Raw genomic sequence first — 13,093 nt, 5'->3', positions numbered from 1 at the left:
GTCTGTTCGATACCTGAGCCGTCTACAAATCGAGACATCGGTGCTTATAGGCGAAGAGATCGAACCAACGAAATTGGCTTAAGGCAACTGCCGCAAGGGCATGACGTAGCTGAAGCTCCCAGTGAATATCTGCTTTTTGGATATCCCAAAGGGCGCGCTACGGTGGCTTGGCGGACATCCCGTCCGCCCACGTCGAGGATGGATGCCATGACGACTCCGAAAGCCTGCACCACCTTTGCGCCGCGGCACGCCGCGCCAGCGGCCACGCTGCCCACGCAGGAGGAACACTTCACCTTCGGCGTCACCCTGCAGCAGCTCGACCGGTTCCACGCGCTGTTGCGCACCATCACCGCGCAGAGCGACATGGTGGCGGTGTGCAGCGGGACGCCGCTGGACGACAAGAGCGTGTCGATCCTGGGCGAGAGCATCTTCACTGCCGCCCGCGCGGTGCGCGGGATCGTGGACGAGATCCACGAGCAGCGGCTCTGCGGCAACGGCCTCGATGCGGTGTCGCCAGGAGAGCAGCGCCATGCGTAAGCCGCCTTCTCGCGCCGCCGCCGCACCGCGCAAGCGTGCGCCCCGCCGGCCGCCGCCGTCCCTTCGCTGGACCATCGTCGAGCCGACGCTCTCACCAATGCTGACGCCCGAGGAGGTCGCTGCGGCCAACGCGGCCGATCTTGCCCGCCCGCCGCGTGCGCCCCGCCGTCCGCGCCCGCCGCAGCGGTGCACGGTCGGCTATGGCTACTACGCGGCCAGCAACCAGCGCGTGCCGTCGCTGCGCTTGCGCGGGCGCTGGCTGGAGCAGTTGGGCTTCGCCATCGGTAGCACGCTGCGCATCGAGGTGCGCGATGGCGAGTTGGTGGTGCGCATGGCCGGCGAGGATTGAGGCGGGCGGCGTCGGTTCGCGGTAACGCCGGAACACGGGCTGCATGACGGAACGGAGGAACCGCGCCGGGCGCGTTCCTCCGTTTCCTCGCGGCACGTTATCCGACGACGGCCGCGATCCGTCGCGGCTTCCATGCTAGCGTGCCGCTGCCGAGGGCAGGCAGGCCGCAGGAGCCGCGCATGAAGCTCGATCCGATTCGCCATGGTGTTGCCGCGCCGCGCGCAAGGCCGGCCGCGCGCGTGGGCTGGGCGCTGCTGTGGCTGGCGCTGGCCGCGTTGGGCGTGGAGTTCGTGCATTCGGTCTATCTCAAGTATGCGGCGCTGGACTCGCCCGCCTATGCCATGTTCCTGACCCGGCGCGGCTGGTTGTGGTGCCATCTCGGCGGCGGGGCGGTGGGTCTGTTGCTCGGGACGCTGCAGTTCGCCACGCAGCGCTGGCGCCGGTTTCCGCGGCTGCATCGCTGGCTGGGGCGCGCGTACTTCGCCGGCATGCTGGTGGCGATGGTCGGGACGGTCGGATTGATCGCCACGTCGCAGGCGCCGCCGGCGATCCGCGTGGCATTTGCCGCGACCAGTGTGGCGTGGCTGGTCACCGGTTCGGTGGGGTTCGTGGCGATCCGGCGCGGCCAGGTGGAGCGGCACCGGCAGTGGATGGTGCGGGCGTATTTGGTGACGTTGGCGCCGGTGGCGTTTCGTCTGGCGCTGCCTGGTGCCATCGGGATGGGCATGACGCCATCGCCTGGCCTGATCGCGGTCTTGCTGTGGAGCAGTTGGATGGTGCCGTTGCTGCTCCATGCGCTGGGCCATCGCCTGGTCGACGCCATGCGCCGCGGCACACGGGCGGCGACGCCCACACGCGCCGGCATCGGTGCCGATGCCGGCTGAGGAGAGCGGCGCGCCGGGTTGCTTCGACCGGCGCGCGGCGCGATGACAAGCGGTTCGGAACAGCGGTCGGCATGCGCGCTCGGGGAACGAGAGTGCCGCTAACCCCTACGTTCGAACGCAGCGCGCAAGCCGGGCTTAGCGCACCTTGTACAGCACCGCGGCGCCCGGCCTCGGCTCGAACATCGGCACGGTCTGCTGCTTGAGTGCGGTGCCCTTGCTGTCCCAGACCAAGGTCTCGGTGGGGAATTCGTCGCTGCGGGTCATGCTGCCGATCTGCTTGACGATCACGCCCGAGCTGGCCGCCACGTCGGGGTTCCATGCGAAGACGCCGAGCCTGCCGTAGAACACGGCCGGTGCTTCGGCGTCGAGGCGACGGTCGGGGCACATCACCAGGCCGCGCTCGAGCATGACGCGCAATGCGCCAACGGGGACGGCGTTCACGGTGGGCGTGGTGCGTTGGGTGCTGTGGCCGGGGCAGACATTGGCGGAGCGGGTCACCATGTCTTCGACCACTTGCCGATCGGACTGGGCGAAGGCCGGCAGGGCGGCGGTGGATAGGGCGAGCATTGCGACAGTGGACTTCCAGGGCACGTGACAACTCCTATTCAATGAAAGATTCCAAACGTTGCGGACCGCTGCGATGCGCAGGCGGGCCGCTGCCAGGGACGCGTCGGCACTCTAGCAACAACCCGGTTGGGCAATTGCAAATGGGGCGTGATGGCGCTTGTCGCTGGCATGGCGGGCGTGTGCAAGGGTTCTGCGATCGCGTGGCGACACGCGAAATACTTGTCGGCAAGCGTAGATAGCTTGCGATTCGTGCAAGCGAGCCGGACGCGGCAGTACGCGCGTCGACGCTGGGTTTGTTTTGATGTTTGCGTTGAAGACATTCTGTCGGTTGCCGGACGGGCGGCCACGTGTTGGCATCGCTGCAGAAGGTGAGCGAACGTTTCGATATGCCGCAGGCATCAGGAGTTGGAAGCGCCGCTGCATCTGTGCAGCAACGCTAGGTTCGGGGATCGGCGCAGCCTCGTGCACTCAACTCCGCGAGACGCTTCGCGCCGGACCCTCACCCCAACCCCTCTCCCGGGGGCTAGCGGCTGTTCCCTTCTCCCACTGGGAGAAGGTGCCCCGCAGGGGCGGATGAGGGTACGGGCGAAGCCTCGTGCAGCCAACTCCGCGAGACGCTTTCACGCCGGACCCTCACCCCAACCCCTCTCCCGGGGGGAGAGGGGCTAACAGCTGTTCCCTTCTCCCACTGGGACCATGGCCCCCTTTTCGGGGGAAGGTGCCCCGCAGGGGCGGATGAGGGTACGGGCGAAGCCTCGTGCAGCCAACTCCGCGAGACGCTTTCGCGCCGGACCCTCACCCCAACCCCTCTCCCGGAGGGAGAGGGGCTTTTGCCGGTCCCGCCGGGCCCTTTCCCAACTCCTCTCCGGGAGGATTGCTGGCCGCTTACTTGTACGGCCCCGGGCCGCGCCACACCAATTCGCCCTGCTTGTAGACCTGCAGCATGGTGATGACCTCGCGGGCGTCGCCAATGGCTTTCAGTTCTGGGGAATCCGGCGGCAGCGCGCGGCACTTGCCGGAGCCGCGCTTCATCGCGATCTCCAGCGGGCAGGCCATGCGGTACTGGGTGCCGGGCAGCAGGATGAAGAATTCCTTCATGCCCTGATCCATCCAGGCGCGCAGCAGGGTTTCGCTGCGCAGGTCGTAATAGACCAGGTAGCCGCCCAGTTCCATGCTGGGGCCGGCGTCGCTGGGGTCGCCACGACGGCCGCCGCGGCCGCCGCCGTCGCGGACCAGCCCCGCTTCGTTGGGGCCGAGGTCCTGGTCGATGGCGCCCGGCGGTCGCCCGGTCCAGGTCTCGCGGCGCTGGGTCGGTTCGGGTGCGCTGGCGGCGGCCTGGGCCTGCTGCTGCGCGGCGGGGTCCGACTGCGGCGGCGCCGGCTGCTCGGCGGGCGTGGGCGCAGGCGGTGCCGGCGTGCTGGCCGTGGCGGCCGGATCGGGCGGCGGCACGGGGTGGTCGGACTGCGCGACCAGCGTGGACTGCACCGGCGAGGTGGCGCGCCGTTTCTTGGCCGCCACTGGTTTCTGCGCGGGGGTGGGCGAGGGCGGCGTCTTGGCCGGATGCACCGGCTGGCGCGTGGCGCCGATGAAATCCACCTTGGTCCGGCCGCCGCTGGCGGCGCCTTGCGGGGTGGTCATGGTGGGCGGGTCGGCCAGCAGCAACAGCAGCAGCATCAGCAGGTGCAGCACGGCGCTGACGAGCGCGGCAATCCAGGGCTCCAGGCGTTCGCCCCAGGATTTGGCCCGGGGGTCCGCGCGATGCGACGCGTTGCTCATGCCGCCGCGGCTGCGTCGGGAGTGCGGGCCTTCATGGGGGGTCTGCAGGGTGCGGCCGGTGGGGGCGCCATCGTAACGCGTGCGAGGCTCCGTTCATTTGTCGGGTCGCAGCACGCTTAGGCGCTGTTAGTGCTGGCGGGACGCCATCGTCCGGCCGGGCCGCGCCGAGGTATGCACGGCGCGGCGCCATCGACCGGCCTGGATGGCCGATCTCCACTGCCAAATGACAGGCCCGGATGCGTTTGGCCTTGGAACCGCAGGTTGGCCTTCGCGGCGGGATCTCGATCGGCTGCCAGGACGGCGACGGTGGCGCGTCTGCTTCGACTACATCGCCACACGACCAGGCCGTTGCGCCTTGGCGCGGTCAGCGTCCTCGCAAGGGACGGAAGAACGCACGAATGTCCTCGGCCAGTTCGGCAGGACGCTCCAGTGCGGCGAAGTGGCCGCCGGCGGACATCTGCGTCCAGCGTTGCACCCGAAACACGCGCTCCACGTAGCGGCGCGGCGGCGTGGGCAGCTCCTTGGGAAACCGTGCGAAGCCGAGCGGCGGCAGCACCCGCTCGCCGTGCGCGAAGTGCAGCGGCGCCAGGCGATTTTCCTTGTACATGCGCAGCGACGCATCGATGGCGTTGCCGAACCAGTACAGCGAGATGTCGGTGAGCAGCGTATCCAGCGGCACCACGCGTTCCAGGTCGCCGTTGCAGTCGCTCCAGCTGCGGAACTTCTCGGCGATCCAGCCGGCAAGGCCGATCGGCGAGTCGGTCAGCGCGAACGCCAGGGTTTGCGGCTTGGTGGCCTGCAGCGCGGCATAGGCGCCCTCGGCCGCGGAAAACGCCGCCGCGCGATCGAGGTATGCCTGCTCCTCGGGCGCCAGCGGGTCGTCTTCGGCGGTGAGCGGCGGGCGGTAGCTGCCGGGGATGTAGTTGAGATGCAGGCCGACCACGTCCTGCGGATGTAGATAGCCCAGCCAGGTGCAGACACCGGCGCCGATGTCGCCGCCCTGTATGCCGAAGCGCGCATAACCCAGCCGCTGCATCAGCGTTCGCCACAACTGGGCGACGGTGCGCGAACTGGTTCCCGCCCGTGGCGGCGCCGCGGAGAAGCCGAATCCCGGCAGCGACGGCGCCACCACGTCAAACGCGTCCTCGGCCGCAGCGCCATGCCGCTCGGGATCGGTCAGCATCGGCAGGATCCGCTCGAACTCGGCGAACGACCCCGGCCAGCCATGCGTGAGCAGCAGCGGCAACGGCGCCGGGCCCTGGCCGCGCTGGTGGACGAAGTGCAGGTCGTAGCCGTCGATCTCGGTTCTGAAGTGCGCCATCCGGTTCAGCCGCGCTTCCTGTTCCGGCCACGAGAAACGATGCTGCCAATGCTCGGCCAGCCGCCGCAGGAAGGCCAGGCTGGTGCCGTCCTCCCACGCCGCATCGTCCAGCGGCATCGGCCAGCGCGCTGTGCGTAGCCGGCGCTGCAAATCCTCGATCTGCTCGGTCGGCACGGCGATGCGGAAGGGGCGGATCGCGGGGTCGAAAGAGGTCACGCGGGTGTCCTGTCGATGCTTGCGACGGCATTAGATCAAATCGCCGCTGGCATCGGCTCTGTCGACGCCGGTTCTTGGCTTGTCGCCATGCGCTTTTCACGCGCCTTGCGCAGGCCGATGGGCCGACGTCGCGCGATCGCAACGGACGTGTCGGCCTTCGCGCTACTGGTTCGGGCCGATGGCCATGACCGGTTTGCGCCAGGGCGCGGAGAATGCCGGTTTCTCCGGCGCGCGCGGCTGTACCCACATGTCGCCCATGATCCGGTCCAGCCCGCGATCCAATCCGGTCACCAGCCCCGCACCCGGGGTGAAGGTGAGTTCGCCGAAATAGATCCGGCCCTCCTGGATGTACCAGTCCACGCGTACGTAATCGAAGTCGACGGCGAGGGTCTTGCTCAGTTCCAGCGCCTCCTGCAGCAGCGCCTGCCCGCACGGCGGCGCCTGCCCCGCGTCGCGGATGCGGTGGTGCGGTTCGTCCAGGTTGTTGACGAAGAAGGTCATCGCCAGCGGCGGCTGCGAGCGGTTGTAGATCACCTGCAGGACGTACTGGAAGCTACCGTCGGGCTGCTTGAACATGTGGAACTTGTAGTCCACCGGTGCCTGGGTGCCGTCGCCGATGTACTGCTCCACCAGGATGCACGGCGGGATGCCGCGGTAGTGGATCTCGCGCACCACCTTGGAGTAGTCGGTCTGCAGCCAGCGCGAGCAGCTGTCGAGCAGGGCCTGTTTGCGGCGGTCGTCCGGCTCGTCGAGCAGTACCTCCACCATGCCCGCGCCATGGTTGGGCTTGATGACGGTGTGCACCCAGCGCGGGAAGGTCAGCAGCGAGGTGGGATCGGTGGTGCTGAACAGCAGCGGGATCAGGTAGCGAGCGCCGATGCGGGCGGCGACGTAGTCGCGCACGGCGATCTTGTCGGTCAGCCGTCGGTAGGTTTCGTGGTCGCCGTACACCGACTTGCGGTACAGCACTTTCTCATTGAAGCAGACCGGCGCGTACAGGTTCGGCCAGCGGCCGAAGGTATCGAGGAAGTAGAGGCGTTCCTGCCAGCGCCACGGCAGTCGGGTGACGAACACGTGGGCGGTGCGCCTGAGCTTGCGCTTGAGGCCGAGCGGCCGCCTGGGAAGCGCCGTCAGCGGCCCGGTGAGCTGGAATCCCGATTTGTCCGTAAATGCGGCCACGTCACTATCCATATGCCGACTCCGTCGCGAAAAGGAGAGGAAAATATGATATTCGTCACATGGACGAAGTGAAATGGCGCGATTCTGAGTGCGGTCAGCTGCCTGAATTGGCTGTCTGTCCCAGTCCCTTGCAGGCGCGGGCCGTCCGGACGGTTGTCAGCGGCCTCGGATGCTGCTTTACCTGTTCAGGGAGTGCCTTGTTCGCGCTCCGCGGGCTGGCCGTGTTCGCGGCGCTGGCCGGGAGTTGGGAGCCGTGATCTGGAGGTCGTAGCGCCCCGCGAACTGCCCGACGTGGAACGTCGGTTGTGCCCGCGTTGCAAGCGATCGCGCACGCGGGGATGCGCCTGCGCTGGCGGCCTGGAGCGCCAACCGCTGCGCCGCACGGACGGACCCTGCTGCGTACGGAGCGCATCGCTGCAGCGGCAGCAACATCAGCCGATTCCGCCGCGGCGGGCCGGCCGCCGCGACATGACCCATACGCACGCTGCCTATACTCCCAGGCTTGTCCACCCTGCAGGTCCCACCGCATGAGCGCATCCCCAACGCCCACGGTCGTCTCCGGTTCCGGTTCCGGCGCCGCTCCCGGCAGCCTTCGCCGCTCGGTGTCCAACACGCTCAAGGGCTCGGCCGGCAACCTGGTCGAGTGGTACGACGTCTACGTCTATTCGGTCTTCGCCACCTATTTCGAATCGCAGTTCTTCTCCAAGGAGGACAAGAACGCGACGATGTTCGTGTGGGCGATCTTCGCCATGACCTTCCTGATGCGGCCGATCGGCGCGTGGTACTTCGGCCGCTTCGCCGACCGCTACGGCCGCCGGCTGGCGCTGACCATCTCGGTGTCGCTGATGGCGCTATGCTCGTTCGTCATCGCGGTCACCCCGACCGTGGCGACGATCGGCATCGCCGCGCCGATCGTGCTGTTGCTGGCGCGGTTGCTGCAGGGCTTCGCCACCGGCGGCGAGTACGGCACCAGCGCCACCTACATGTCCGAAGCGGCGATCCCGGGTCGGCGCGGTTTCCTGTCCTCGTTCCACTACGTCACCCTGGTCGGTGGCCACGTGCTGGCGCAGGCCACGTTGCTGGTGATGCTGCATTTCTTCGACAAGGGCTGGGTGTCCGAGTGGGGCTGGCGCCTGGCCTTCGGCCTGGGCGGTATCGGCGCGCTGGTGGTGTTCTGGCTGCGCCGCACGATGGACGAGTCGCTGGGTTCCGACGCCATCGCCGAGGCCAAGAAAGGCGGCGCCCGCTCGGCCGGCTCGCTGCATGAGCTGTTCGTGCGCCAGTGGCGGCCGCTGCTGCTGTGCTTCCTGGTCACCGCGGGCGGCACCATCGCCTTCTACACCTACTCGGTGACCGGGCCGAAGATGATCCAGACCGCGTTCGCCGGCAACGACGTGATGGCCGGCACCATCATCAACCTGGTCGCGCTGACCGTGCTGATGCTGATGCAGCCGGTCGGCGGCTGGCTGTCGGACATCGTCGGGCGCAAGACCCTGCTGGTGTTCTTCGGCATCGGCGGCGTGCTCTACACCTGGTTCCTGGTGCTGGAATTGCCCAAGCAGACCGACTGGCTGGCCGCGTTCGCGATCCTGACCGGCGGCTTCGTGATCCTGACCGGCTACACCTCGATCAACGCGGTGGTGAAGGCCGAACTGTTCCCCACCCACATCCGCGCGCTGGGCGTGGGCCTGGGCTATGCGCTGGCGAACTCGGCCTTCGGCGGCACCGCACCGCTGCTGTACCAGGCCTCGTTGAAGACCGGCCACGTGACCACCTTCGTCTGGTACGCCACGGCGGTGATCGCGGTGTCGCTGGTGGTCTACATGTTCTTCCTGACCAACAAGGGCGCGAATTGGCTGGACGACGAGCGCGCGATGCACGAGCACAAGCTGGCGCGAGCCGCTCGCAGCTGACGGGGCGCCGGGCGGGCGTGGCCAGGCCACGCCCGTCCCGCTTCCAGGTAGGCCGAGGCCGCCTGGCCGGTGCCCGGTGGTCGTGTCCTTGGCGGGCTGACCGGGCTGCCCGAGGCCTCGACGCCACGCGGCCAACCACCGAGTCCGCCGGTGCTATCGTCATGGCATGAGCAAGGTCACCGTCACCGCCACGATCCGCTTTGAGACGAAGCTGCTGCGGCCGGCGACGCCGCCGGGTGCGCCCTGGGCATTCCTGCTGCTGCCGGCGCAGGCGAGCGCGAAACTGCCGGCGCGCGGCATGGTGACCGTGGACGGCACGCTCGCCGGCCATCCGTTCCAGGCCACGCTGGCGCCCGACGGGCAGGGCAGCCATTGGCTCAAAGTGGACGAGGCCCTGCAGCAGGCCGCCGGGGTCGCGGTGGGCGATACGGTCGCGCTGGAGATCGCGCCGGTGGCGGTGGAACCGGAACCGGCGGTGCCGCCCGACCTGCGCCAGGCCCTGGCCGCCCATCCGGCGGCGCGTGCGCAATGGGACGACCTCACCGCGGTGGCGCGGCGCGACTGGATCTTCTGGATCACCTCGGGCAAGAAGGCCGAGACGCGGACCAAGCGCATCGCCACCGCCTGCGACATGCTCGCCTCCGGCAAGCGCCGCGCCTGCTGCTTCGACCGCTCGGGCATCTACAGCAAGGCGCTCGCCGCGCCGGAAGCGGCCGACTAGCGAGGCGCGCGTGGCCTGGCTGGCCGCGGCTGTCGTGCACTGCGGGAAGTCTTGCGACCGCCTTCGAACTTCAGCCCCGACCGTCTCCGTCGCCTGAAGCCTCGCCGCTGCGCCCGTCGCGGCTGAAGCCGCTCCTACAGGGAGTTGCGATCGGTCGGCCCGGTGCACTGTAGGAGCGGCTTCAGCCGCGACCTGTTCCCGGCGTCATCGACCGGCGGCTCCACTCGTCGTGACTGAAGTCGCTCCCACAGCGGCTGCGGAAGGCCGGCCGGGTGCACTGTGGGAGGGGCTTCAGCCCCGACGCGACCGATCATCAGTCCCGCGGCTTCGCTCGTCGCGACTGAAGTCGCTCCCACAGAGGCTTGCGGAAGGCCGGCTGGGTGCACTGTGGGAGGGGCTTCAGCCCCGACGCGACCCGATCATCAGTCCCGCGGCTTCGCTCGTCGCGACTGAAGTGGCTCCCACAGAGGGCTTGCGGAAGGCCGGCCGGGTGCACTGTGGGAGGGGCTTCAGCCCCGACGCGACCGATCATCAGGCCCGCGGCTTCCCTCGTCGCCACTGAAGTAGCTCCTACAGAGGGCTTGCGGAAGGCCGGCCGGGTGCACTGTAGGAGCGGCTTCAGCCGCGACCGCATCCTCGACCGCGGCACTCCCCGCCGCCGCGTTCGGCGACGCCCAGGCGACTCGGGTACCATGCAGCCCCCCTCACGGGCGTTTTCGCTCATGGCCGACTCCAAGAAGACCCCCGACTCCCCCGTCACCCAGGACCAGGCCGAAGCCGCCGTGCGCACGCTGCTGCGCTGGGCCGGCGAGGATCCTGACCGCGAGGGCCTGCTGGACACGCCGCGGCGCGTGGCCGAGGCCTACGGCGACTGGTTCAGCGGCTATCAGGCCGACCCGCGCGAGTACCTGCTGCGCACCTTCGAGGAAGTGGCCGGCTACGACGAGCTTATCGTGCTGCGCGACATCGAATACGAAAGCCATTGCGAGCACCACATGGCGCCGATCATCGGCAAGGTCCACGTCGGCTACCTGCCGCGCGGCAAGGTGGTGGGCATCAGCAAGCTGGCGCGCGTGGTCGAGGCCTATGCGCGGCGCTTCCAGGTGCAGGAGAAGATGACCGCGCAGATCGCGCAGTGCATCCAGGACGTGCTGCAGCCGCTGGGCGTGGGCGTGGTGGTGGAAGGCGCGCACGAGTGCATGACCACCCGCGGCATCCACAAGCGCGGCGTCAGCATGGTCACCTCGAAGATGCTCGGCACCTTCCGCGAGGACGCGCGCACCCGCGCCGAATTCCTGCGCTTCATCGACGGCAGCGGCAAGCGTTGAGCCAGCGGTGGCGGGGGCGGCGGTCGCGGCGGGCATGAAGCAACACGAACGGATCGCCGGCTATCGCCTGCTGCGCGAGCGGCCGCTGTGGAAGCTGCTGGCCGCCGACCACGCGCCGGAACTGATCGGCCTGCTGCAGACGCTGCTGCTGGACGGCGAACGCCGGCTGCCGTCGGCGGTGCTGCACGAGCGCCTGCAGCGCCAGCTCGACGCGCTGCGCGCGGACCAGCTCTCGCGCGAACTGCCGCGCACCGCGCAGGCCTATCTCGCCCATTGGTTGGCCCAGGGCTGGCTGGAACGGCGCCTGCCCGAAGGCGCGGCCGAGGAGGAGTACGAGCTGTCGCGCGCGGCCGCGCAGGCGATCCGCTTCATCGCCGGGCTGCGCGAGAGCGCCAGCAACGCCACCGAGAGCCGGCTGTCGCTGGTGATCCAGCAACTGGTGCAGCTGGCCGGGCAGACCGAATCCGATCCGGACGCGCGCCTGGCCGCGCTGCGCGCCGAGCGCGACCGCATCGATGCGGAGATCGAGCGGGTGGCCGCGGGCCGCGTCGCCGCGCTCGACGGCAAGCGTGCGCTGGAACGCGCGCGCGACCTGATCCACCTGTCCGACGAGCTGGCCGAGGATTTCCACCGCGTCCGCGACGACTTCGAGCGGCTCAACCGCGAATTCCGCGAGCGCATCATCGACGACGAAGGCGCGCGCGGCGACGTGCTGCAGCAGCTGTTCGACGGCGTGGACGTGATCGCCGACAGCGAGGCCGGGCGCAGCTTCCAGGCGTTCTGGAACCTGCTCAACGATGCGCAGCAGAGCGGCCAGCTCGACCAGGCCTTGGACGCGCTGCTCGCGCGCGGTTTCGCGCGCCGGCTCGACCGCCGCGAGCGTGCGTTCCTGCGCGGACTCACCGGCACCCTGCTCGAGCGCGGCGGCGAAGTGCACACGGTGATGCAGCACTTCGCGCGCAGCCTGCGCGGCTTCGTGCAGAGTCGCGGCTACCTGGAGCAGCGCCGCCTCAACCAGCTGCTCAAGCAGGCCCAGGGCGAGGCGCTGCAGCTGCGCGACAGCCTGCACGCCGCTGCCGCGACCGGCTACACGCTGGCGCTGAGCGGCAGCCGCCTGCGCTCGCTGTCGCAGTGGCGCTTGCACGATCCGCGCCTGGCCCAGGTCGACGGCCGCGTGCATGCCGCCGACGCGGCGGAGATTTCGCTGGACAGCGTCGGCGACCTGGTCGCGCAGTCGGAGATCGACGTGCGCGCGCTGCGCCGCGACCTGCACGAGCTGCTCGGCCAACAGCCGCGGCTCACCATCGGCGATGCGCTGCAGCAGCGCCCGGCGGCGCAGGGCCTGGGCAGCGTCATCGGCTATCTGTCGCTCGGCACCCGCCACGGCGTGGTGATCGACGGCGAACTGGAAACGGTGCAGTGGGAAGGCGGCGACGGCACGCTCCGGCGTGCGCGCATTCCGCTGGTGTGGTTCACCCGGGAGAAACGCAATGAACTGGTCTGACGATGGACGCCTGGACGCCGACCCAGGCGGCAGCGGCGACGCCGACGTGCCGGCAGCGGCAGGCGCGCCGCACGGCGAGGGTCCGCTGTTCCTCGGCGATACCGGCACGCTGCCGTTCGACGCGCGCCGCGCGCTGTGCCAGCTGCTGGCCGGGCCGAGCGTGGACGCGCAACGGCACGGGCCGCTGTGGCCGGCGTTGCTGCGCCACGAGCCGGCGATCCGCCGCGTGCTGTGCGAGCTGTTCCTGGAACTGGTGCTGGACCGCGAGGGCGGGGTGGCGTTCACCCGACAGGCCGACACCGCCGAACTGGAGGCGCCGACGCTGCTGCGCAGCGCGCCGCTGACCTTCATCGAGTCGGTGCTGCTGCTGTTCCTGCGCCAGCGCCTGGCCGAGGCCGACACCCGCGGCGAGCGCGCGGTGGTGGACGAGGCGCAACTGCTCGAAGCGCTGTCGGTGTACGAGAAGAACGTGTCCACCGACCGCGCCGGGTTCGCGCGGCGGGTGATGACCGCGATCGGCAAGATGCGCGAGAACCAGCTGTTGTCGCGCCTGCGCGGCAGCGAGGACCGCTACGAGGTGTCGCCGGTGCTGAAGCTGCTGTTCTCGGCCGAGGACGTGCAGGCACTGGCGCAGGCGTATCGCGAGCTGCGCGTGGGGGAGGCAGCAGCGGAATGATCCTTCTCCCCCGGCGCCATGCCACCTTTCGGGGAAACGTCGCCCGCGCAAGAAGGAGAGGCCGCCAGCCGTTCCCTTCTCCCCCCGGGAGAAGGTGCCCGGAGGGCGGATGAGGGTACGGT

Annotated in this window: 12 protein-coding genes; 8 read left to right on the top strand and 4 right to left on the bottom strand. The window is 69.4% G+C overall.

The window, feature by feature from the left end; all coding sequences use genetic code 11:
* Window positions 1-207 precede the first annotated feature (207 nt).
* The 3 genes from NUG20_RS21280 (at window position 208) to NUG20_RS21270 (ending at window position 1,770) form a co-directional block, all read left to right on the top strand.
* A complete protein-coding gene (locus NUG20_RS21280; RefSeq protein WP_263396342.1) occupies window positions 208-537 on the top strand; it encodes a hypothetical protein in 330 nt (109 codons plus the stop codon).
* The gene (locus tag NUG20_RS21275; protein ID WP_263396341.1) at window positions 530-886 is read left to right on the top strand and encodes a SymE family type I addiction module toxin; all 357 of its coding nucleotides are present in this window, start codon (window positions 530-532) and stop codon (window positions 884-886) included. Before NUG20_RS21280 ends, NUG20_RS21275 begins: the two co-directional genes overlap by 8 nt.
* A 179-nt stretch (window positions 887-1,065) precedes the next feature.
* Entirely contained in the window at window positions 1,066-1,770 is a 705-nt protein-coding gene (locus tag NUG20_RS21270; protein ID WP_317852730.1) for a DUF2306 domain-containing protein, read from the top strand.
* A 135-nt stretch (window positions 1,771-1,905) separates the two neighbouring features.
* Here the strand turns inward: NUG20_RS21270 and NUG20_RS21265 are convergent, their stop codons facing one another.
* The 4 genes from NUG20_RS21265 to NUG20_RS21250 all read right to left on the bottom strand — a co-directional run bounded on the left by NUG20_RS21265 (window position 1,906) and on the right by NUG20_RS21250 (window position 6,784).
* The gene (locus NUG20_RS21265; protein WP_263398572.1) at window positions 1,906-2,337 is read right to left on the bottom strand and encodes a hypothetical protein; all 432 of its coding nucleotides are present in this window, start codon (window positions 2,335-2,337) and stop codon (window positions 1,906-1,908) included.
* A gap of 885 nt (window positions 2,338-3,222) precedes the next feature.
* On the bottom strand, window positions 3,223-4,113 hold the full coding sequence (locus tag NUG20_RS21260; RefSeq protein ID WP_263396340.1) for a type II toxin-antitoxin system RelE/ParE family toxin: 891 nt from the start codon (window positions 4,111-4,113) through the stop codon (window positions 3,223-3,225).
* Window positions 4,114-4,477: 364 nt separating this feature from the next.
* Window positions 4,478-5,650, bottom strand: a complete 1,173-nt coding sequence (locus NUG20_RS21255) for an epoxide hydrolase family protein (protein ID WP_263396339.1) — start codon at window positions 5,648-5,650, stop codon at window positions 4,478-4,480.
* 162 nt (window positions 5,651-5,812) lie between these two features.
* Window positions 5,813-6,784 (bottom strand): ATP-grasp fold amidoligase family protein, encoded by a 972-nt coding sequence (locus NUG20_RS21250; protein WP_263398571.1) that lies wholly within the window; start codon window positions 6,782-6,784, stop codon window positions 5,813-5,815.
* Window positions 6,785-7,356: 572 nt separating this feature from the next.
* Here NUG20_RS21250 and NUG20_RS21245 point away from each other — a divergent pair.
* From NUG20_RS21245 to NUG20_RS21225, 5 genes are all read left to right on the top strand, one after another.
* Entirely contained in the window at window positions 7,357-8,742 is a 1,386-nt protein-coding gene (locus NUG20_RS21245; protein ID WP_263396338.1) for an MFS transporter, read from the top strand.
* 166 nt (window positions 8,743-8,908) lie between these two features.
* Window positions 8,909-9,463 carry a YdeI/OmpD-associated family protein gene (locus NUG20_RS21240; RefSeq protein ID WP_263396337.1) on the top strand — a complete coding sequence of 185 codons (555 nt, stop codon included), beginning with the start codon at window positions 8,909-8,911 and terminating at the stop codon, window positions 9,461-9,463.
* Window positions 9,464-10,185: 722 nt separating this feature from the next.
* On the top strand, window positions 10,186-10,791 hold the full coding sequence (gene folE, locus NUG20_RS21235) for a GTP cyclohydrolase I FolE (protein WP_263396336.1): 606 nt from the start codon (window positions 10,186-10,188) through the stop codon (window positions 10,789-10,791).
* Window positions 10,792-10,825: 34 nt separating this feature from the next.
* Window positions 10,826-12,295, top strand: a complete 1,470-nt coding sequence (locus tag NUG20_RS21230; RefSeq protein ID WP_263396335.1) for a DUF3375 domain-containing protein — start codon at window positions 10,826-10,828, stop codon at window positions 12,293-12,295.
* The gene (locus NUG20_RS21225; protein ID WP_263396334.1) at window positions 12,282-12,971 is read left to right on the top strand and encodes a DUF4194 domain-containing protein; all 690 of its coding nucleotides are present in this window, start codon (window positions 12,282-12,284) and stop codon (window positions 12,969-12,971) included. Before NUG20_RS21230 ends, NUG20_RS21225 begins: the two co-directional genes overlap by 14 nt.
* The last annotated feature ends 122 nt before the right edge of the window (window positions 12,972-13,093 follow it).

It is taken from the genome of Xanthomonas sp. CFBP 8443, assembly GCF_025666195.1.
In the GTDB taxonomy this organism is placed as follows: Bacteria; Pseudomonadota; Gammaproteobacteria; order Xanthomonadales; family Xanthomonadaceae; genus Xanthomonas_A.
The sequence above is the reverse complement of the archived record's forward strand: the minus strand, read 5'-3'. Positions and strand labels throughout refer to the sequence as shown.

Excerpts from the sequence above, each read along its gene's own strand:
- NUG20_RS21280 (WP_263396342.1), top strand. The coding sequence starts at position 208 with ATGACGACTCCGAAAGCCTGCACCACCTTTGCGCCGCGGCACGCCGCG.
- NUG20_RS21275 (WP_263396341.1), top strand. The coding sequence starts at position 530 with ATGCGTAAGCCGCCTTCTCGCGCCGCCGCCGCACCGCGCAAGCGTGCG.
- NUG20_RS21270 (WP_317852730.1), top strand. The coding sequence starts at position 1,066 with ATGAAGCTCGATCCGATTCGCCATGGTGTTGCCGCGCCGCGCGCAAGG.
- NUG20_RS21265 (WP_263398572.1), bottom strand. The coding sequence starts at position 2,337 with ATGCTCGCCCTATCCACCGCCGCCCTGCCGGCCTTCGCCCAGTCCGAT.
- NUG20_RS21260 (WP_263396340.1), bottom strand. The coding sequence starts at position 4,113 with ATGAGCAACGCGTCGCATCGCGCGGACCCCCGGGCCAAATCCTGGGGC.
- NUG20_RS21245 (WP_263396338.1), top strand. The coding sequence starts at position 7,357 with ATGAGCGCATCCCCAACGCCCACGGTCGTCTCCGGTTCCGGTTCCGGC.
- NUG20_RS21240 (WP_263396337.1), top strand. The coding sequence starts at position 8,909 with ATGAGCAAGGTCACCGTCACCGCCACGATCCGCTTTGAGACGAAGCTG.
- folE (WP_263396336.1), top strand. The coding sequence starts at position 10,186 with ATGGCCGACTCCAAGAAGACCCCCGACTCCCCCGTCACCCAGGACCAG.
- NUG20_RS21230 (WP_263396335.1), top strand. The coding sequence starts at position 10,826 with ATGAAGCAACACGAACGGATCGCCGGCTATCGCCTGCTGCGCGAGCGG.
- NUG20_RS21225 (WP_263396334.1), top strand. The coding sequence starts at position 12,282 with ATGAACTGGTCTGACGATGGACGCCTGGACGCCGACCCAGGCGGCAGC.